Source organism: Streptomyces sp. NPDC048361 (assembly GCF_040651795.1).
GTDB lineage: Bacteria > Actinomycetota > Actinomycetes > Streptomycetales > Streptomycetaceae > Streptomyces.
The window spans coordinates 1-18,269 of record NZ_JBEZKW010000033.1 but is presented as its reverse complement, the minus strand read 5'-3'; the positions used below and the strand labels follow the sequence as shown (position 1 = coordinate 18,269).

16 protein-coding genes are annotated in these 18,269 nt (G+C 73.2%); 10 read left to right on the top strand and 6 right to left on the bottom strand.

Features of this window, described 5'->3' with window-relative positions:
• The first annotated feature begins 239 nt into the window (after positions 1 to 239).
• From AB0D31_RS19945 to AB0D31_RS19920, 6 genes are all read left to right on the top strand, one after another.
• Positions 240 to 1,322 carry a M20 family metallopeptidase gene (locus AB0D31_RS19945; protein ID WP_362724769.1) on the top strand — a complete coding sequence of 361 codons (1,083 nt, stop codon included), beginning with the start codon at positions 240 to 242 and terminating at the stop codon, positions 1,320 to 1,322.
• Positions 1,323 to 1,330: 8 nt separating this feature from the next.
• Complete coding sequence (locus AB0D31_RS19940; protein ID WP_362724766.1) at positions 1,331 to 2,158, top strand: GNAT family N-acetyltransferase; 828 nt, start codon at positions 1,331 to 1,333, stop codon at positions 2,156 to 2,158.
• 5 nt (positions 2,159 to 2,163) lie between these two features.
• A complete protein-coding gene (gene menC, locus AB0D31_RS19935) occupies positions 2,164 to 3,267 on the top strand; it encodes an o-succinylbenzoate synthase (protein WP_362724763.1) in 1,104 nt (367 codons plus the stop codon).
• A gap of 161 nt (positions 3,268 to 3,428) precedes the next feature.
• Positions 3,429 to 3,845, top strand: a complete 417-nt coding sequence (locus AB0D31_RS19930) for a TOBE domain-containing protein (protein ID WP_362724608.1) — start codon at positions 3,429 to 3,431, stop codon at positions 3,843 to 3,845.
• Between the two features lie 395 nt (positions 3,846 to 4,240).
• Complete coding sequence (locus tag AB0D31_RS19925; protein ID WP_362724605.1) at positions 4,241 to 5,236, top strand: ATP-binding cassette domain-containing protein; 996 nt, start codon at positions 4,241 to 4,243, stop codon at positions 5,234 to 5,236.
• Positions 5,233 to 6,027, top strand: a complete 795-nt coding sequence (locus AB0D31_RS19920; protein ID WP_362724602.1) for an ABC transporter permease — start codon at positions 5,233 to 5,235, stop codon at positions 6,025 to 6,027. Before AB0D31_RS19925 ends, AB0D31_RS19920 begins: the two co-directional genes overlap by 4 nt.
• On the opposite strand, the gene AB0D31_RS19915 is transcribed toward AB0D31_RS19920, so the two are convergent.
• A complete protein-coding gene (locus AB0D31_RS19915; protein ID WP_362724599.1) occupies positions 6,005 to 9,163 on the bottom strand; it encodes a BTAD domain-containing putative transcriptional regulator in 3,159 nt (1,052 codons plus the stop codon). The two genes, AB0D31_RS19920 and AB0D31_RS19915, sit on opposite strands and share 23 nt — an antisense overlap.
• 330 nt (positions 9,164 to 9,493) lie before the next feature.
• Here AB0D31_RS19915 and AB0D31_RS19910 point away from each other — a divergent pair, with 330 nt between their 5' ends.
• The 3 genes from AB0D31_RS19910 (at position 9,494) to AB0D31_RS19900 (ending at position 10,876) form a co-directional block, all read left to right on the top strand.
• Positions 9,494 to 9,697 (top strand): cold-shock protein, encoded by a 204-nt coding sequence (locus tag AB0D31_RS19910; protein ID WP_267058905.1) that lies wholly within the window; start codon positions 9,494 to 9,496, stop codon positions 9,695 to 9,697.
• A 370-nt stretch (positions 9,698 to 10,067) separates the two neighbouring features.
• Entirely contained in the window at positions 10,068 to 10,376 is a 309-nt protein-coding gene (locus AB0D31_RS19905) for an SCO5918 family protein (protein ID WP_362724596.1), read from the top strand.
• Positions 10,377 to 10,543: 167 nt separating this feature from the next.
• On the top strand, positions 10,544 to 10,876 hold the full coding sequence (locus AB0D31_RS19900) for a MerR family transcriptional regulator (protein WP_362724593.1): 333 nt from the start codon (positions 10,544 to 10,546) through the stop codon (positions 10,874 to 10,876).
• Positions 10,877 to 10,958: 82 nt separating this feature from the next.
• Here the strand turns inward: AB0D31_RS19900 and AB0D31_RS19895 are convergent, their stop codons facing one another.
• The 5 genes from AB0D31_RS19895 to AB0D31_RS19875 form a co-directional block, all read right to left on the bottom strand.
• Positions 10,959 to 11,651, bottom strand: a complete 693-nt coding sequence (locus AB0D31_RS19895) for a GntR family transcriptional regulator (protein ID WP_362724590.1) — start codon at positions 11,649 to 11,651, stop codon at positions 10,959 to 10,961.
• A gap of 97 nt (positions 11,652 to 11,748) precedes the next feature.
• On the bottom strand, positions 11,749 to 13,209 hold the full coding sequence (locus AB0D31_RS19890; RefSeq protein ID WP_362724760.1) for an NAD(P)/FAD-dependent oxidoreductase: 1,461 nt from the start codon (positions 13,207 to 13,209) through the stop codon (positions 11,749 to 11,751).
• Between the two features lie 115 nt (positions 13,210 to 13,324).
• Positions 13,325 to 13,639: a (2Fe-2S)-binding protein gene (locus AB0D31_RS19885; RefSeq protein WP_362724587.1), complete on the bottom strand. Its 315-nt coding sequence runs from the start codon at positions 13,637 to 13,639 to the stop codon at positions 13,325 to 13,327.
• A 13-nt stretch (positions 13,640 to 13,652) separates the two neighbouring features.
• A complete protein-coding gene (locus AB0D31_RS19880) occupies positions 13,653 to 14,804 on the bottom strand; it encodes an FAD-dependent oxidoreductase (protein ID WP_362724584.1) in 1,152 nt (383 codons plus the stop codon).
• A 107-nt stretch (positions 14,805 to 14,911) separates the two neighbouring features.
• Positions 14,912 to 16,174: a Dyp-type peroxidase gene (locus AB0D31_RS19875; RefSeq protein WP_362724581.1), complete on the bottom strand. Its 1,263-nt coding sequence runs from the start codon at positions 16,172 to 16,174 to the stop codon at positions 14,912 to 14,914.
• Between the two features lie 300 nt (positions 16,175 to 16,474).
• Between AB0D31_RS19875 and AB0D31_RS19870 the strand changes: the two genes are divergently transcribed.
• Positions 16,475 to 18,193, top strand: a complete 1,719-nt coding sequence (locus tag AB0D31_RS19870; RefSeq protein ID WP_362724578.1) for a sigma-70 family RNA polymerase sigma factor — start codon at positions 16,475 to 16,477, stop codon at positions 18,191 to 18,193.
• The last annotated feature ends 76 nt before the right edge of the window (positions 18,194 to 18,269 follow it).

The window sequence follows — 18,269 nt, the reverse complement described above, 5'->3', positions numbered from 1 at the left end:
CCGTACCCGGACAGCGACCCGCTGCCCCGGACCCTTCGCTCCTCTTCATTCCCCTTCGTTCCTCTTCATTCCCCTTCGTTCCGCTTCGTTCCGCGCTACGAATTCGCTCCCGATGTTGTGCCGCGCGCACCAACTCCGCCTGCGGCGGCCTGCTTAGCGTGGCGGCCATCCCACCTCTGGAGGATCCCCCCGTGCAGGCCGACCCCGCATCCCGTCCGGCGCCGCTGTCCCTCGACGCCCTGCTCGCCGACCTCGAAACCCTCGTGACGTGCGAGTCCTACTCCGCCGACCTCGCGGCCGTGGCCCGCAGCGCCCAGGTCGTGGCCGACCTCGGCGGCCGGCTGCTCGGCGCCCGGCCGGAAACCCTGGTGCGTGACGGCGTGACCCATTTGCGGTGGAGCTTCGGCACTCCGCGCGTCCTGCTCCTCGGCCACCACGACACGGTGTGGCCGATGGGCACTCTCACCACGCACCCCTTTTCGGTGGACCAGGGCGTGGTCCGCGGGCCCGGCGTCTTCGACATGAAGGCGGGTCTGGTCCAGATGTTCCACGCGCTGACCCTGCTGCCGTCCCTCGACGGCGTCTGTGTCCTGGTCACCGGTGACGAGGAGGTCGGCTCGGACACCTCGCGCGAGCTCATCGAGGAGTCCGCGCGCGCCTGCCGCGCCGCGCTCGTCCTGGAGGCGTCGGCCACGGGGGGCGCCCTCAAGACCGTCCGCAAGGGTGTCTCGCACTACGAGCTCACCGTCCACGGGCGCGCCGCACACTCCGGTCTCGAACCCGAGAAGGGCATCAACGCGGCCACCGAACTCGCCCACCAGCTCCTCGCGTTGGGGGAGATGAGCGACACCGTCACCGCCCGCACGGGCCCGGGCACCACCATCACCCCGACCGTCATGTCGGCGGGCACCACCACCAACACCGTGCCGGCCCGCGCGGAACTGAGCATCGACGTACGCGTCCCCACTCCGGCGGCGCAGCGGACGGTCGACGAGCTGATGCGCGCCCTCACGCCCCGCCACCCGGGCGCCCGCATCGAGGTGGCCGGCGGGCCCAACCGCCCGCCCCTGGACGCCGAGAGCTCCCACGACCTGTTCGCGCTCGCCTGCGAGGTGGCCGGCCGCACGGGGCTCGGCGCCCTCCGGGAGGCGGCGGTCGGCGGCGCGTCCGACGGCAACTACACCGCCGGCGCGGGGTGCCCCACCCTCGACGGGCTCGGCGCGGTCGGCGACGGCGCCCACGCCGACCACGAGCACGTGGTGACCGCCGCCATGGTGCCCCGCACCCAGCTCCTCGCCGACCTGGTCGGAGCGCTCCTGTGAACGCTCCTGTGAACACGCCCGAGGTACGCGAACTGCACAGCACGGCGGAGTTCGACGCCGTCGACCGGCTGTACGCCGGCATCTGGGGCACGCCACCGGACCAGGGGCCGATGTCCGCGGAGGTCATGCGCGCGCTGTCCCATGCCGGGAACTATGTGGCGGGCGCCTACGACGACGGCCGGCTCGTGGGGGCGTCCGTCGCGTTCTTCGGCGAGCCCCTCGGCACCACCCTGCACTCCCACATCACGGGCGCCCTGCCCGGCCGGGGCGCGGGCCTCGCCCTCAAGCTGCACCAGCGGCAGTGGGCCCTGTTCCGCGGCCTGAAGCGGATCACGTGGACCTACGACCCCCTGATCCGCCGCAACGCCCACTTCAACCTCACCAAACTCGGCGCCCGCCCCGAGGAATACCTGCGCTCCTTCTACGGTGCGATGGACGACGCCATCAACGGCGGCGACGAGTCCGACCGGGTCCTCGCCGCCTGGGACCTCACCGCGCCGCCACCCGCCCCCGGCGGCGCCGGCATCCCCCGGCCCGCCGGCGCCGCCCACGCCCTCCGCGACCGCGCGGGGCGCCCCGAACCGGCAGCCTGCGACGCCGAGTTCGTGCTCATCGACCTGCCCGACGACGTCGAGGCGCTGCGCCGCACCGACCCCGCAGCCGCGCAGGCCTGGCGGCATGCCGTGCGCGCCACCCTCGGCGACCTGCTCGCCGAGGGCGCCCACGTCCTCGGCCTCCACGACCGGCGCAGCTATGTGCTCCGCCGCCGCCCCCGCACGGCGCCCGCGCCCACCCCCGCGACGACCACCCACGCCCCCACCAGGAGCACCCCGTGACCACAGTGAAGATCTCCGGCGTCGAACTGCGCCGGATCGCGATGCCGCTCGTCGCGCCGTTCCGTACCTCCTTCGGCGTCGAGACGAGCCGCGACGTCCTGCTCGTGCGCGTCGTCACCGAGGACGGCGAGGGCTGGGCCGAGTGCGCCGCGATGTCCGAGCCCCGTTACTGCTCGGAGTACGTCGACGGCGCCCAGGACGTGCTGCGCACGTTCCTCGTCCCGGCGCTGCCCAAGAACGGCGTGGACGCCGCCGCCGTGGGCCGCGCGCTGGAACCCTTCACCGGGCACCACATGGCGAAGTCGGCCCTGGAGAGCGCCGTCCTCGACGCCCAACTCCGCGCCACCGGCGACTCGTTCGGCTCCTATCTGGGCGCCGCCCGCGACCGGGTGCCGTGCGGTGTGTCGGTGGGCATCATGGACTCGATCCCCGAACTCCTCGACGCAGTCGAGGGCTATGTCGCCGAGGGCTACGTACGGATCAAGCTGAAGATCGAGCCCGGCTGGGACGTCGAGCCCGTCCGCGCGGTGCGGGAGCGCTTCGGGGACGACCTGCTGCTCCAGGTCGACGCCAACGCCGCCTACACCCTGGTGGACGCCCAACACCTGGCGAAGCTGGACGACTTCGGTCTGCTTCTCGTCGAACAGCCGTTGGCCAACGACGACTTCGTGCAGCACGCCCAGCTCGCGCGGCTGCTGCGTACGCCGATCTGCCTGGACGAGTCCATCGAGTCGGCCGCGCACGCGGCGGCCGCCATCTCGCTGGGCTCCTGCTCCGTCATCAACATCAAGCCGGCCCGCGTCGGCGGCTATCTGGAGGCCCGCCGCATCCACGACCTCGCCCGCGCCCACGGCATCCCCGTCTGGTGCGGCGGCATGCTGGAGACCGGCATCGGACGCGCCGCCAACGTCGCGCTCGCCGCGCTGCCCGGGTTCACGCTGCCCGGCGACACCTCGGGCTCCCGCCGCTACTTCGCCACCGACATCACCGAGCCGTTCGTCCTGGCCGACGGCCACCTGACCGTGCCGACCGGCCCGGGCCTGGGCGTCGAGCCGCTCCCCGACGTCCTCAAGGAGGTGACCACGTCGACGGAGTGGCTCGCCCTGTGACCCTTGCGGCTGTAGGACACCGGGCGGCTGCGAGCCCCGTCGCCGCATGAGGGTGGCACCTGCGACGCGTCGCCGAACGGGCTCGTGCGGTACCGCTAGCGTGGACCCTGTTGCAGGCCAAAGCCTGACAAACCGGAACCATCTACGTGAGGCGTTTTTTCATGAGCCTGAGCATCCGCAACCAGATCGCCGGCACCGTCACCTCCGTCACCGCGGGCGAGGTCATGGCGACCGTCAAGGTGCGCCTGGGCGGCGGCCAGGAGATCACCGCGGCGATCACCCTTGAGGCCGTCAAGGAGCTGGGTCTCGCCGAGGGCTCCGCGGTCAAGACCCTCATCAAGTCGACCGAGGTCTCCCTGGCCACCGGGCCGGTCGAGGGCCTGTCCATCCGCAACCAGATCCCCGGCACCGTCGCCGACGTCGCCACCGGCGGCGCGATGGCTTCGGTGAAGGTCGACGTCGAGGGCGGGGAGCTGACGGCCGCGATCACCAAGGACGCGGTGGCCGACCTGTCCCTGACGGCCGGCACGTCCGTCGTCGCCCTGATCAAGTCCACGGAGATCTCCCTCGCGATCTGACGCCCCCCGGCGCCGCAGGGCGCCCGTCCTCAATCGCCGGACGGGCCGGCTATGCGCATGCCGGGCGGCGCCGAGTAGCCAGGGGCGCGGGGAACTGCGCGACCAGCCACGCACGATCCGCAGCCGAAGACCGGGGCCCCTGGGGCTCCGCCCCAGACCCCGGTCCGCGCCCGAAAGGCGCTCGTCCTCAATCGCCGGACGGGCTGAGGATGCCGAGCCGTGCCACCCTGCCAAGACCCACCCACCTAGGGGCGCGGGGAACTGCGCGAGACGCGGGCACGATCCGTGGACGAAGACCGGGTTGGCTCAGGATGCCCACGCCGGGCACCCTGCCAAGGGCCGGGTGAAACCGGGCTGAAACCCGGTTGAATCCGCTTGGCCGCACGCTTCGCGGCATGACGACAACGACCTCGGAACTCGCGATCTCAGCCACCGGGCTGCGCAAGGCCTACGGCGACAAGACCGTCCTCGACGGCATCGACCTGCACGTGCCGGCCGGCACCGTCTTCTCCCTCCTCGGACCCAACGGCGCCGGCAAGACCACCGCCGTGCAGATCCTCTCCACCCTGATCCACGCCGACGCCGGCGAGCTCAGGGTCGCCGGGCACGACCTGGCCACCGACGCCCAGGCGGTCCGCGCCGCGATCGGGGTCACCGGGCAGTTCTCGGCGGTCGACAACCTGATCACCGGCGAGGAGAACATGCTCCTCATGGCGGACCTGCACCACCTGCCCCGGCGCGAGGGCCGCCGCATCGCCACCGAGCTCCTCGAACGCTTCGATCTCACCGAGGCGGCCAAGAAGCCCGCCTCCACCTACTCCGGCGGCATGCGCCGGCGCCTCGACATCGCGATGACGCTCGTCGGCAGCCCCCGGATCATCTTCCTCGACGAGCCCACCACCGGCCTCGACCCGCGCAGCCGGCACACCATGTGGAACATCATCCGCGGCCTCGTCGCGGGCGGCGTGACCGTCTTCCTCACCACGCAGTACCTCGACGAGGCCGATGAACTCGCCGACCGCATCGCGGTGTTGAACGACGGCAGGCTCGTCGCGCAGGGCACCGCGAGCGAGCTGAAGCGGCTCGTGCCCGGCGGCCACGTCCGGCTCCGCTTCACCGACCCGGAGGCGTACGAGAACGCGGCGACCGGGCTGCGCGAGGCGACCCGCGACGACGAGTCGCTCTCCCTGCAGATTCCCAGCGGCGGCAGCCAGCGCGAGCTGCGCGCCATCCTCGACTGGCTGGACGCCGCCGGCATCGAGGCCGACGAGCTGACCGTGCACACCCCCGACCTCGACGACGTCTTCTTCGCCCTCACCGCCCACCCCCTCACCGACGCCGCCACCACCGCCCCGGCCGTCGCCGGCACCCAGAAGGAGACCGTCCGATGAGTTCCCTCTCCCTCGCCCTGCGTGACTCCTCGACCATGCTGCGCCGCAACCTGCTGCACGCCCGGCGCTACCCCTCGCTCACCCTGAACCTGCTGCTCACGCCGATCATGCTGCTGCTGCTCTTCGTCTACATCTTCGGCAACGCGATGAGCATGGGCATCGGGACGGGCGGCCCCGACCGGGCCAAGTACATCGCCTACATCGTGCCGGGCGTGCTGCTCATGACCATCGGCTCCACCGTGGTCGGCACCGCGATCTCCGTCTCCAACGACATGACCGAGGGCATCGTCGCCCGCTTCCGCACCATGGCGATCCACCGCGGCTCGGTGATCATCGGCCATGTCATCGGCAGCGTCCTCCAGTCGATCCTGAGCGTGGTCCTCGTCGGCGCGGTCGGCGTGGCCATCGGCTTCCGCTCCACCGACGCCACCGTCGTCGAATGGTTCGCGGCGTTCGGACTGCTCGTGCTCTTCGCCCTCTCGCTCACCTGGATCGCCGTCGGCATGGGTCTGATCAGCCCGAACGCGGAGGCCGCCAGCAACAACGCGATGCCGCTGATCCTGCTGCCGCTGCTGTCCAGCGCGTTCGTGCCGCTGCACTCCATGCCGGGCTGGTTCCAGCCGATCGCCCAGTACCAGCCGTTCACCCCGGCCATCGAGACCCTGCGCGGGCTGCTGCTCGGCACGGAGATCGGCGCCAACGGCTGGCTCGCCATCGGCTGGGCCGCCGGCCTCACCGTCCTCGGCTACTTCTGGTCGAAGGCCAAGTTCAACCGCGACCCGCAGCGCTGATGCCGCTCAGCACCAGCGCCGCGGCCCCCTCCAACTCGTTCCGCCCCAGGGCGGCGTACTCCGACACCGCGTCGGCGTACGCCGCCCCGTCGGCGTCCTCGGCGGACTGCCGGGCCCGCGCCGCGGACATCGTCGGGAAGTCCCGGTGCACCCGCATCCGCTCCGCGAGCGCGAGCAGCCGTACGCCCGAACGCTCACCCCCGGCCAGCTCGGCGAGGCCGAGGCCGAGCAGCATCGTGCCGGACACCGGAAGCTCGGCGGGGCTGCCCTCCTCCGGTGCGCGGGACAGCAACTCCTGTGCTCTGGCGCGCAGTTCGGCAGCAACGTCCGCCACCAGCTCAAGGCGTCCATGCCGGGCGTGCGCGGCGACGGCCGTCGACAGGATCTGCATCGACCACGTCCCCACGAACGGGTCGTCCGGGTAGAGCACGTCGGCCTCACGCAGCTGCGCCACCGCCTTGCGCCACAGCCCGAGCCCGACCTCGGTCAGGCCCCGCAGCAGCGCGATCTCCGCACGCGAGCCGAGCTCGGCGCTGAACACCTGGGCCGGCTCCGGCGGCTGTTCGAGCGCGGCCAGCTCCAGCCAGTGCTCCGCCTCGTCGATCTCGCCGCGCTGCAGACAGGCCAGAACCAGGGCCCAGCGCACCCCGGCCGCGTCGTACCAGCCGGCCGCGTCCGCCCAGTCCCCGGTCCGCTCCAGGACGGCCAGCGCCGCCATCAGATGCCGGTACGCCTCCTCGCCCCGCTCGGTCTGCAGGCACAGCTCGCCGATGCGGCCGTGGCCGAGCATCTCGGTGGCCGGATTGCCCAGGCCGGTCAGGGCGGTGAGGCCCCGGCGGGCCGATGCGAGGGCGCGGTCCACGTCACGCTCGTACTCCCACACATAGCTGGCGAAGCACTCGGCGACGCCCGCGAGCAGCGGCTTGTCCGATGCGCAGAGCTCCAGGAGCCGCTCGTAGTGCGGCGGGTGCACCTCGGGCAGGGCGCGCAGGACCGCGTCAAGGGCCCGCACCAAGGTGTCCGGTTCGGCGGCCGGCAGCCGGCGCAGGGTCACCAACTGCCGTACCGCGTGCGGTCCGTAGCCCATGAACAGGCTGAGGGTGCACACCACGGCGGCGCTGCGGGCGGGCTCGATGTCGTCGGGGCCCGGCCGGAAGCGCGAGAGCGGTCCGGCGGTGTCGGCGGCGAGCCCGGTCAGCCGGCTGTAGTTGGAGTCGGTGGCCCACAGCGAGGCGAGGGCCGCGGTGAGGCCGGCCAGGGTGGGGCCGTCGTCGCGGGTGACGGCGTGGCGCAGCGCGAGGAAGAGGTTGTCCTGCTCGGCGCGGGTCAGTTCCCAGGACCGCAGCGATTCGGGGCTGAACAGGGCGTCGTGGTGGGCCCGGCCGAAGTCCCGCGCCCAGGCGAGGAACCGGTCGACGACGGCCTCCTCCTGCCCGGCCTCGGCGCGGCGGCCCGCGCTGAACTCCCGGACCGTCTCCAGCATGTGGAACCGCACCCCGGACGGGGTGTCGGCCGCCTTGATCAGCGACTGGTCGGCGAGCTGTTCGAGCAGGAACAGCGCGTCGTCGCCGAGGACGTGCTCGGCCGCCTCCTCGCGGAAGCCGCCGGGGAACACCGACAGGACGTGCAGCGCCGCCCGCGCCTCGGGTTCGAGGAGGTTCCAGCTCCACTCGACGACGGCGCGCAGGGTGCGGTGGCGCTCCGGCACGTCGCGGCCCCCGCCGCGCAGCAACGCGAACCGGTCGCCCAGGCGCCGCGCGATCTCGGGCACCGACAGCACCCGTACGCGGGCCGCGGCCAGCTCCACGGCGAGCGGCAGCCCGTCGAGCTGACGGCACAGCTCGTGGACGGCCCGCTCTTCGAGCTCCGCGTCCGGGCGCGCGGCCCGGGCCCGCTGGCGGAACAGTTCGACGCTCGAGGCGAGACCGAGCTCCGGCAGCGCGTACACCGACTCGGAGGTGAGGCCGAGCGGCGCCCGGCTGGTGGCGAGGACCCGCAGCTCCTTGGTGCGCGACACCAGGGCCCGTACGAGTTCGGCGGCGCCGCGGATGACGTGCTCGCAGTTGTCCAGGACGAGCAGCGCGGGGCCCGGGCCGAGCGCGCCGGCGATGCCCGCGGTGACCCCGGCGGGCCCGGCCAGGCCGCGCGCCGGGCTCGCGCCGAGCACCGAGGCCACCTCGGCGGCCACGTCGTCGTCTGCGGTGACACCGGCCAGCGGCACGAAGTGCACCACCCGCTGCTCGGCCTCGCGGCCCACGGCGTGGGCGAGCCGGGTCTTGCCGAGCCCGCCGGGCCCGACGACGGTGGCGACCCGCACGGTGCGCAACAGCCGGGTGAGAGCGGCGACATCTGTGTCCCGGCCGAGCAGCGGGTTGGGTTCGTGCAACACACCGTGGCGCACCAGTGGGGCCTCGCCGCGCAGCAACTCCTGGTGTACGGAGGTGAGTTCGCCACCGGGGTCGGCGCCCAGCTCGTCGCGCAGGGCGCGCCGGTAGGTGTCGAAGCGGGTGAGCGCGGCGGCCGGCCCCGTAGTGGCGGCCTCGCAGCGCAGCAGCTCCGCGAGTACCTCCTCGTCGCGCGGCACCTCGCGGGCGAGGCGGACCAGCGGGCGCAGCGCGTCGGCACGCCGGCCGACCCGGGCCAGCGCGAGCGCCCGCGACCGCTCCAGGGCGGCGTGCGCCCCGGAGCGCGCCAGGCGCAGCGCGGCGACCGGGTCGTGCAGATCCTCGCCCGCGGCGCTGTCCACGACCCCGTCCCACAGGGCGAGCCCGGCCTCCGCCGCGGCGAGCGCCGCCTCGTGCTCACCGGCCGCGGCCCGCGCCTCGCTCGCCGCCGCGTGCAACAGCAGCGCGGAGCTGTCGACCTGCTCGTCGGCGAGCGCGAGGCGATAGCCGGCCGGGGTGCTGACGATGACCTCGGCGCCGAGCTGCGCCCGCACCCGCGACACCAGCACCTGGACCGCCTTGCCGGGCCGCTCCGGCAACTCCTCGGTCCACAGCCCCTCGACGAGCCGTCCGGTACTGCATCCGGCCCGCAGATCGTCGGCGAGCAGCGCGAGGAGGCCGCGCAGGCGCGGCGCGGTCACTTCCCGGCCCCGGTAGGCGACACGCGTCAGCAAGGTCAACTCGGTGGTCACCCGTGCAGCGTAGTCAGCGCAGCGCCCCGCGGACCCGGACGGTCGGAGATATCTGTCTCCGCCGTGAGAGAAATCGACGCGACGCCCCGTAAGGATTTCTTACGCGACCGGCGGAAAGGAATTGCTTACCGCGCCCTCACGAGAGACCGTGCTAAGGTCGATATCAGTTGCAGTTGTGGTTCCCAAAACTTCGGGCAACCGTGTCGGCCCCAGTGCCGACGGGTGCTCTTTTGTATGTCCCGGGCATTTATTCTCCGGGCGGGGTAATCATCGCAGTGACGCGGAGCCCGCACGGTGTGGGTTCCGGGAAATGCCCCGAAGGAGATTGACATGGCTGCCGGTACCGTGAAGTGGTTCAACGCAGAAAAGGGCTTCGGCTTCATCGAGCAGGAGGGTGGCGGCCCGGACGTGTTCGCCCACTACTCGAACATCGCCGCCCAGGGCTTCCGTGAGCTTCTGGAAGGCCAGAAGGTGAACTTCGACATCGCGCAGGGCCAGAAGGGCCCGACGGCCGAGAACATCGTTCCCGCCTGACGCGACGCGCACTTGCGAGCCGGGGCCCGCACCTTGGGGTGCGAGCCCCGGCTCGTCGCATTTCCGGCCCTGCGGGAGCGGGCGATGGCCGCGCAATCCGGGCGCCGCGCCGCGCCGCGAGCAGCGGTTCACGCTCCGCGGAACGCGAAGGCAGGCGTGCAGGGAAGGCAGGCGCGCAGGGGAAGGCAGGCGTGCAGGGGCCGGACCGTACTCGCCCCAGCAGCATCCACGCCGCCCCTCACGCATTGCATTACCCATATCCTTATGGCCAATGAGGTACGCCGCACAGGCCCGCCCGCATTCCCCAGACTTTCCCCGCACCCCCCTTTTTCCCCGGGAATTCCATTCCTTCTGCTCTCTGTGAGGCATCATGCGCTGCGTCATCGCCCGCTTCCCGTTCGATCTCACCAAGAGTGGGGTGGTGGCCTCCATGAAGGGCATCAAGCCCGAGCCCATCGTGGGTGAGTCCGTCCTCATCGGCCGCCGCCACTACCCGGTGAAGCAGGTGGGCGAGGTCGTCACACGCCAGGACCGCCGCGACTTCAGCGCGCAGGAAGTGACCCGGGCCATGACCCGCCTCGGGTTCACCTGCCAGGCCCTGCCCGAGCCGGAGCCGGCGCGTGCGCTGACCCCGCTCGAAACGGCGTCCGCGCTGCTCGGCGTGTCCGCGCTGGCGTAACGCGCTCCCGCACCGCACCGCTGTCCGGGCCCCGCCGACACACCGGCGGGGCCCTTCGCCATGCGCCGCGCAGCCGTGCCCGTCCGATGGTGTTGAATTCCCCGGGGTCTCGGTGCGCGGTGCCGTGCGGTGTCCGGGCCTTTCGACGCGTTGCACAAAGAGGTGACATGACAGCGGATAGCCCCCTGCCCGGCCGGCTGGACGACGACGACTACCCCGCCTACACGATGGGTCGGGCCGCCGAACTCATCGGCGCGAGCCCGGCGTTCCTGCGGGCGCTCGGCGATGCGCGGCTCATCACGCCGCTGCGGTCGGAGGGGGGACATCGGCGGTACTCCCGCTACCAGTTGCGGATCGCCGCGCGGGCCCGGGAGCTCGTCGACCAGGGCACGCCGGTCGAGGCGGCCTGCCGCATCGTGATCCTTGAGGATCAGCTGGAGGAGGCGCAGCGGCTCAACGCGGAGTACCGCGCAGCGTCAAACCCGGACCCCGCGCCCTGACCCCGCGTCTCGGGCAGCTCCCCGCGCCCCTCAGGTGCTCGGTGCCGGCCCGTATGGGCAACCTCGGCCCGTCAGACACCCCCTAGGGGGTTGCTGGGGTGGGGGACGCCGCCTCGCTTCTGGCCCACAGCGAGCGGACATGCCCAAGGTGACGCGTCATGCACTTCTCGGCGGCCCTGGCCTCCCCCGCGAGCATGAGGTCGAGCAGCTCGATGTGCTCCTCGGCAGAGGGGATCAGCTCGTCGCGCTGGTCGAGCGCGGTCAGACCGTACAGACGTGAGCGCTTGCGCAGGTCACCCACCGTCTCCACCAGACGCTCGTTCCCGGACAGGGCGAGCAGCGACAGATGGAACCGGCGGTCGGCCTCCAGATACCCGATGAGGTCGTGGTCGCGGGCGGCGCGCACGATCTCCTCGGCGACCGGCCGCAGTGCCTCCAGGTCGGCGCGGTTCGCGCTGCGGGTGATCCGGCCGATCATGGGGACCTCGATCAGCGCCCGGATCTCGGTGTACTGATCGAGGTCGCGCTCGTTGACCTCGGTGACCCGGAACCCCTTGTTGCGTACGGGCTCCACCAGCCCCTCCCGCGCGAGGTCGAGCATGGCCTCGCGTACGGGGGTCGCGGAGATGCCGAAGTCTTCGGCGAGGCCGGGTGCCGAGTAGACCTGGCCGGGGCGCAGTTCGCCGGAGATCAGCGCCGCGCGCAGGGCGTGGGCCACCTGGTCGCGCAGTCGCTCGGTGGTGGTGATGACCTTGCTCTGCTTCAGGTGCCCCATGCTGTTCCTCCGTACCGAGCGGAGCACCAGAGTACAATGTCACGTTGCTTTTCAGGCGGCCGCGCTGTGTACGGTTGCGGCTCACGGACGCGTACGGTTACGCGCCCGTACCGGAGCCGTCACCCCCCGCCTCCCCTCCCCCCGCCGGCCCTTCCGGACCGTCCGGCGTGGCCGGAGCAGCCAAGGAGGCCAGCACCCCGAGCGGGACGGGAACCGCCAACGGGCGTCGTTGCGCGGGCGGTTCGGCGCCGCCGGCAAGGCAGGACACCGCCGTGCCGCACGTCCGCCCCTGGCACCACCCCATGCCGGCCCGGGTGAACAGCTTCACCGTGCGGGCGTCGCGGGCGCCGTACTCCTCGACGGCCTCTCGGATCCCGCCCGCGCTCACCTCCTCGCAGCGGCACACCTCGGTGTCGTCGCGGAGCCAGTCCAGCCAGCCGCGTCCGGGCGCGTGCGCGGCCGCCATCGTCTCGGCGAAGGCGCGCAGACGGGCCCGGCGATTCCTCAACTGCCGTACACGCGTGCCGGGTCCGGGATAGCGCCCGAGTCGGGCCGCTATCGCCATGGCCGCCAACTCGCCTTCCGCGCGCGCCAGTTGCGCACCCCCGACACCGCCGGGCTCACCCGCCGCCCACAGCCCCCGTACCGACGTCTCCTGGCGCCGGTCGAGGGCGAGCGCGAGGGCGCCGTCGGGGGTGGGCCGGGTGGCGCAGCCGAGGGTGGTGGCCAGATCGATCGCCGGGACCAGGCCGTGCCCGACGGCCAGCGCGTCACAGGCGATCTCGCGTTCCGTGCCCGGTACCGGACGCCAGCGCGGGTCGAGCCGGGTGACGGTGACCGCCTCGACGCGCGTGGCGCCGTGCACCGCGGTCACCGCGCTGCGGGTGCGCAGCGCCACCCGGTGGCGTAGCAGTGCCGCGCCGTGCACCGCGGCCTCGGCGAGCTTGTGCGGGTTGGCGGCGAGCGCGCCGGGTCTGCGGGCATAGCCGAGGTAGCCGGCCGCCTCGATCACCGCGGGGACGGCGGCGCCGGCGGTGACGAGCGAGGAGGCGACGGCCAGCAGCAGCGGCCCGCTTCCCGCGACGACGATCCGCTTGCCGGGCAGCACGAGCCCCGCCTTGAGCATGGCCTGCGCGCCGCCGGCCCCGAGCACACCGGGCAACGTCCACCCAGGGAAGGGCAGTTGGCGTTCGCACGCGCCGGTCGCGAGCAGCACGGCGCGCGCCCGCACCCGTACGGGCCGCTCACCGTCGCCGTCGGCACCGGTGACGGCGTGCACGGTCCACTCGGTGTCGCCGTGGCGCTCGATCGCCCAGACGTGATGGCGCGCGAGGTGCGCGACCCCGCTCCCGTTCGCCGTCAGCCGCTCGCGCAGCTCGACGAAGGCGTCCCAGTCGTGGTGCAGCGCCTCGGGGCGCCGGGCCCCGAGGCCGACGGCGGGCTGCCGGTAGAACTGGCCCCCGATTTGCTCGGAGAGGTCCAACAGGGCTACGCGCAGGCCAAGTTCTGCTCCGGTTGCGGCTCCCGCCAGGCCGGCGGGTCCGCCTCCGACCACCACGAGGTCGTACGCCCCCGGATCGGCGGAACCCGTATCGGCGGAACCCGTATCGAGGGAATCCGTATCGAGGGAATCCGTATCGGCGGATCCCGGCTCCGCGGAGCCCCTGTCCCCCTCAGACACCACGTCCCGCACGCCCCTCCCCCTCCTGCGTGGTGATCGCGTCGCCGGGCGCCGCGGGCACCAGGCAGGCCCGCCGATTGGGCACGCCATTCACCGTCGCGAGGCAGTCGTAGCACTGGCCGATCCCGCAGAACGCCCCCCGGGGCCGGCCCCCGACGCGCGTGGTGCGCCAGGCCAGGATGCCCGCGCTCCACAGCGCGGCCGCGACGGACTGGCCGGGCAGCACGGACACCGCGCGCCCGTCGACCGTGATCTCGAACTCCGGCCCGGGGCGCGCCCCGGCCAGCTCCCTCGGGCTTCGGCGCACCGCGGGTCTCCTCTCATCGCGTCTCATCGAACCGCCCCGGGTCGAAGGCGCCCGCGTACGACGGGAGTTGGGCGCCGAACAGGCTCTCCGCGACGAGCCATCCCGTCGCGGGGGCGAGCCCGATCCCGGCCCCCTCGTGCCCGCACGCGTGCGACAGGCCCGGCACGTGCGGATCGGGCCCGATCGCCGGGAGGTGGTCCGGCAGATAGGGCCGGAAGCCCGCGTACGTACGCAGCACCCGTACCCCGGCCAGGACCGGGAAGAGCGCGCTCGCACCGGCCGCGAGGCGGCTCACCGCGTCGACGGACAGGGTGCGGTCGAAGCCGACCCGCTCGCGGCTCGCCCCGATGAGGACGGGGCCGGCCGGGGTGCCCTCGACCACGGGGGAGGTCTGGAGCGCGGCGGAGTCGCTGGCCACGTCGGCGACGTAGTCCGCCGCGTACACCTTGTGCCGTACCAGGCGCGGCAGCGGCTCGGTCACGAGGACGAAGCCACGGCGTGGCAGCACGGGGAGCAACGTGCCTGCCAGGCGGGCCAGTTGACCGCCCCAGGTGCCGGCCGCGTTCACCACGTTCGGTGCGTACAGCACCTCGCGGGAGGTCCGCACCCCGGTCACCGCGCCGCCGGGGCCGGTGAGCAGCGCGGTGACCTCCTGGCCGAGCCGGACCTCGGCGCCGGAGGCGCGCAGCAGATGGGCGGCGGCGAGGGCGGGCATGACCTGGGCATCCTGTGGATAGTGGAAGCCCCCTGCGAGGCCCGGCGCCAGATGCGGCTCCAGGTCGTGCAGCCGGTCGCCCGCGACCTCGTGCGTGGTGACGCCCGCCTTGGTCTGGCCCGCCGCGAACTCCCGCAGCGCGGTCATCCCCGTCTCGTCACGGGCGACGACGAGACCGCCTTTGGGTTCGTACTCGATCCGCGACGGGAGCAGCTCGGCAAGCTCCTGCCACAACTGGGTGGAGAGCAGGGCGAGTTCGAGCTCGGGGCCGGGCTCCTTGTCGGAGACCAGGAGGTTTCCCTCCCCCGACCCCGTGGTTCCGCCGGCCACCGGGCCCCGGTCGAGCACGGTGACCCGCAGACCGGCACGGGTCGCGTAGTAGGCGCAGGCGGCCCCCACGACCCCTGCGCCCACCACGATGACGTCCGTGGTGTTTCTCATGGATCTCATGGGCACGTCAGTAATATTTCACATGGCACTAGCCCTGCCAAGGGGTGTGCCCGACCGGAGTGCGGGCACCTGCCCGACGGGGTGCGCACGTGCCCGACCGGACGTGTTCAGAGGACCGTGCTGCCGAGCGGGCGCCCCGCCCTCGCCCCCGGCAGCACGTAGAAGAGCGCCGAACCGTACTGCTCCGCATAGGGATTGAGCGCGTCCCCGGCGGCGAGCCGCTGCCGCACCCGTACGAAGAGCGCCGGATCCTTCATGTACGCCAGGAGGAACAGCCCTCGGTCGGCGGCGCTGTTCTCGTAGGAGTAGGCGCGCCGCATCATCCGCGCACCTCCGTCGAGCCGCGGGTCGGCGAGGCGAACGTGGGCGTCGGCAGGCAGGACGTAACCACCGTCCGCCGTACGGGCGTTCACGTCGGCGGGGTCGTGTTCGCGGCCCCCGCCGAGCGGTTCGCCACCCCGCTTGCGCCGCCCGATGATCTGTTCCTGCCGGGCGACGGGCAGCCGTCCGAACTCCTCCACGCGCAGCCGCACCCGCCGCACGACCAGAAACGTACCGTCGGCGTAGGGCCCCCGGTCCGAGAGCCAGACCCAGCGGTCGCTCTCCGCCGCCGTGGGGTTCGCGGTGCCGTGCCTGAACCCGAGGAGGTCGCGCGGGATCTCCCCGTCCCGCAGCGGCGCCAACAGCCCCGACCCGGGCCCCGACCCGGACCCGGACCCGGCACCGGATCCCGCCCCGCCACCGGCACCGGCACCACCACCGGCCCGCGCCGGCGGCAGGAACGCGCTCTGGCGCCACCGCGGTCGCAGCACACCGGCCCCGGCGGCCGCGAGCAGCCCGGCCAGCCGCTCACAGCTCTGGGGATCGCGCGCGCAGATCTGTACGCCGATCTCGCCGCCCCCGAGCCCCGCGTCGAGGTGCTCCCCCGCGGGCGCGGGCAGCTCCCGCAGCGCCTCGGGCGCCCCGGTGCCGATGCGCCGCGGGAGCGCGGGCCCGATGCCCACCGTGGCGGTGGGTCCCGGAGCCGTCCCGGCGAGCAGCTCGCTCCACCGCGCGAGCAGCCTGCGTACCGCGTCCCGGCCCGGCGCACCCCGGGTGCCCGGGGTGAGGTCGTAGGAGACGAAGAGCAGGTGCCGCTGCGGGGGATCGACCACCCCGGCCTGTCGCACCGGGCCGGGCGGGGGGCCTTCGACGGGCCGCTCCCCGCGCGGGAGGCGGGGCACGGCGGCATCGCACCCGCTCAGCGCGAACGCCACGGGGAGGCCGGCGAGGAGCGCACGGCGCCGGAACCCGGAGCGGGAGCCGAAGTCGGAGCCGGAGCGGGAGCCGGAGCCGGAGCAGAAGTCGGCGTCGGGGTCGGGGTCACTCAAGTGGTCGTACAAAACGGTACATTTCATGAGAGAAGTGCTCGGCACGATACACCCGGGGGACCGCCGCGCCGGTCCGCTGCGCACCGCCCGATCCGGTGGCGTCCCGTGTGCCCCGTCCGGCGGGCACGGATATGGGCTTCGTCACCTGTCACGTGTTACCTCCCCCATGGCTGGCAGCATGCAGCGTCTGACGGAAGGCGGCCGATATCTGTTATCCGTTTTCTGTTATCCGACCACTTGTCGAAGGTCTCCACTGTGTCGGGTCGGTTGGGTTCGGTGCTCCGGGAGAGTGGACGAGGCGTGATCAGTGAACAGGAAGCCGCGGTGGTCGTCGCGGCCCGAAGCGGGGACCAGCGGGCGCGGGACGAGCTCGTCGCCGGGTATCTGCCGCTCGTCTACAACATCGTCGGCCGGGCACTGAACGGGCACGCCGACGTCGACGACGTCGTGCAGGAGAGCCTGCTGCGGATGCTCGACGGGCTCGGCTCGCTGCGCGACCCCGCGGCGTTCCGCTCGTGGCTGGTCGCCGTGACCATGAACGAGGTGCGCCGCTACTGGCAGGGCCACCGCCGCGCCCCCGTCGACGGCGGGCTCCAGGACGCCTACGACGTCGCCGACCCCGGCGCGGACTTCGTCGACCTCACCATCGTGCGGCTCGGTCTGTCCGGGCAGCGCAAGGAGGTCACCGAGGCCACCCGCTGGCTGGAGACCGACGACCGGGCCCTGCTGTCGCTGTGGTGGCTGGAGGCGGCCGGTGTCCTCACCCGCGGCGAGGTCGCCTCCGCGCTCGACCTGTCGGCCGAGCACGCGGCCGTGCGCGTCCAGCGCATGAAGGGCCAGCTGGAGACCGCCCGGGTCGTGGTGCGCGCGCTCGCCGGGACCCGGCGCTGCGGCGAGCTGTCCGGGCTCACGCTCGCCTGGGACGGTGTGCCGTCCGCCCTGTGGCGCAAGCGCATAGCCCGGCACGCCCGCACCTGCGGAGCCTGCGCCGGGCACTGGAGCGGGCTCATACCCGCGGAGGGCCTGCTCGTCGGGCTCGCCCTCGTCCCGGTCGCCGCGACCACCGCCGGTCTGCTCGCCGCGCTCCACGGGCAGCGCCCCGGGCCACACCATCCCGGCCCGCAGAACCCGGATTTCCAAAGCGCCGCGCACGCGACCACGCAGCCCCTCGCCCAGGCCGGCACCGAGCCCGGCGCCCAGCCCGTCCCGGACGCGCCCAGGGCCTCCCACCGCGCGCACGCCGCGGGCCGGCGGCGGGCCCCCGCATCCCGGCGCGACCTGCGCGATCAGCGGGCACGGCGGCGGCGCAGGGCCGGTGCCGTCATCGCCGCCCTGGCGATCGTCACCGCGCTCGGCGGGGCGTACCACTTCGTGACGGACTCCGGTGACGACGCGTCCCGTTCCGTCGCGGACGCCCCCGCCACCACCACCGACGCGGCCGCCGACGGCATCGGCACCCAGCCCCTGCCGCCGACCCCTTCGGCCTCCAAGTCGCCTCAGACGCACAGCAGTTCACCGGCGCCCCGCCCGTCGAAGCATTCGGCGGCGCCCGCCAAGCCGTCGCCGCGGCCGGCCCCGCCGAAGCCCGCGCCGAGCACGAAGCGTGCGACGCCGAGCGCCGCCGACACCGGTACACCGGCCGCGGTGCAGCAGGTGCTCGATCTGGTCAACTCCGAGCGCAGCAAGGCGGGTTGTTCGGCGCTCACCAGCAATTCCAAGCTGTACGACGCCGCGCTCAAGCACTCCGAGAACATGGCGGCGCAGAACTTCTTCGACCACACCGACCCGAGTGGCGCGGGCCCCGGCGAGCGCATCACGGCCGCGGGGTACCAGTGGAGCGCGTACGGCGAGAACATCGCGCGGGGCCAGGCCGACGCGGCCGCCGTCATGGACTCCTGGATGAACAGCCCCGGCCACCGCGCAAACATCCTGAACTGCGGGTTCAAGGAGATCGGGATAGGCGTGCACTACGGGTCGGGCGGCCCGTGGTGGACGCAGGACTTCGGGACCCGCGGCTAGCGGGCGGGGGCGGCGGTATGGGAACGGGGGCGGGCCCGGGTCGAAGCGGGGGCGGGGGAGGGTCGGGGAGGGGCGG

Bases quoted from the DNA above. Each gene is read 5' to 3' on its own strand.
- AB0D31_RS19905 (WP_362724596.1), top strand. From the start codon at position 10,068: ATGCGCTGCGTCATCGCCCGCTTCCCGTTCGATCTCACCAAGAGTGGG.
- AB0D31_RS19930 (WP_362724608.1), top strand. From the start codon at position 3,429: ATGAGCCTGAGCATCCGCAACCAGATCGCCGGCACCGTCACCTCCGTC.
- AB0D31_RS19920 (WP_362724602.1), top strand. From the start codon at position 5,233: ATGAGTTCCCTCTCCCTCGCCCTGCGTGACTCCTCGACCATGCTGCGC.
- AB0D31_RS19910 (WP_267058905.1), top strand. From the start codon at position 9,494: ATGGCTGCCGGTACCGTGAAGTGGTTCAACGCAGAAAAGGGCTTCGGC.
- AB0D31_RS19880 (WP_362724584.1), bottom strand. From the start codon at position 14,804: ATGAGATCCATGAGAAACACCACGGACGTCATCGTGGTGGGCGCAGGG.
- AB0D31_RS19900 (WP_362724593.1), top strand. From the start codon at position 10,544: ATGACAGCGGATAGCCCCCTGCCCGGCCGGCTGGACGACGACGACTAC.
- AB0D31_RS19925 (WP_362724605.1), top strand. From the start codon at position 4,241: ATGACGACAACGACCTCGGAACTCGCGATCTCAGCCACCGGGCTGCGC.
- AB0D31_RS19895 (WP_362724590.1), bottom strand. From the start codon at position 11,651: ATGGGGCACCTGAAGCAGAGCAAGGTCATCACCACCACCGAGCGACTG.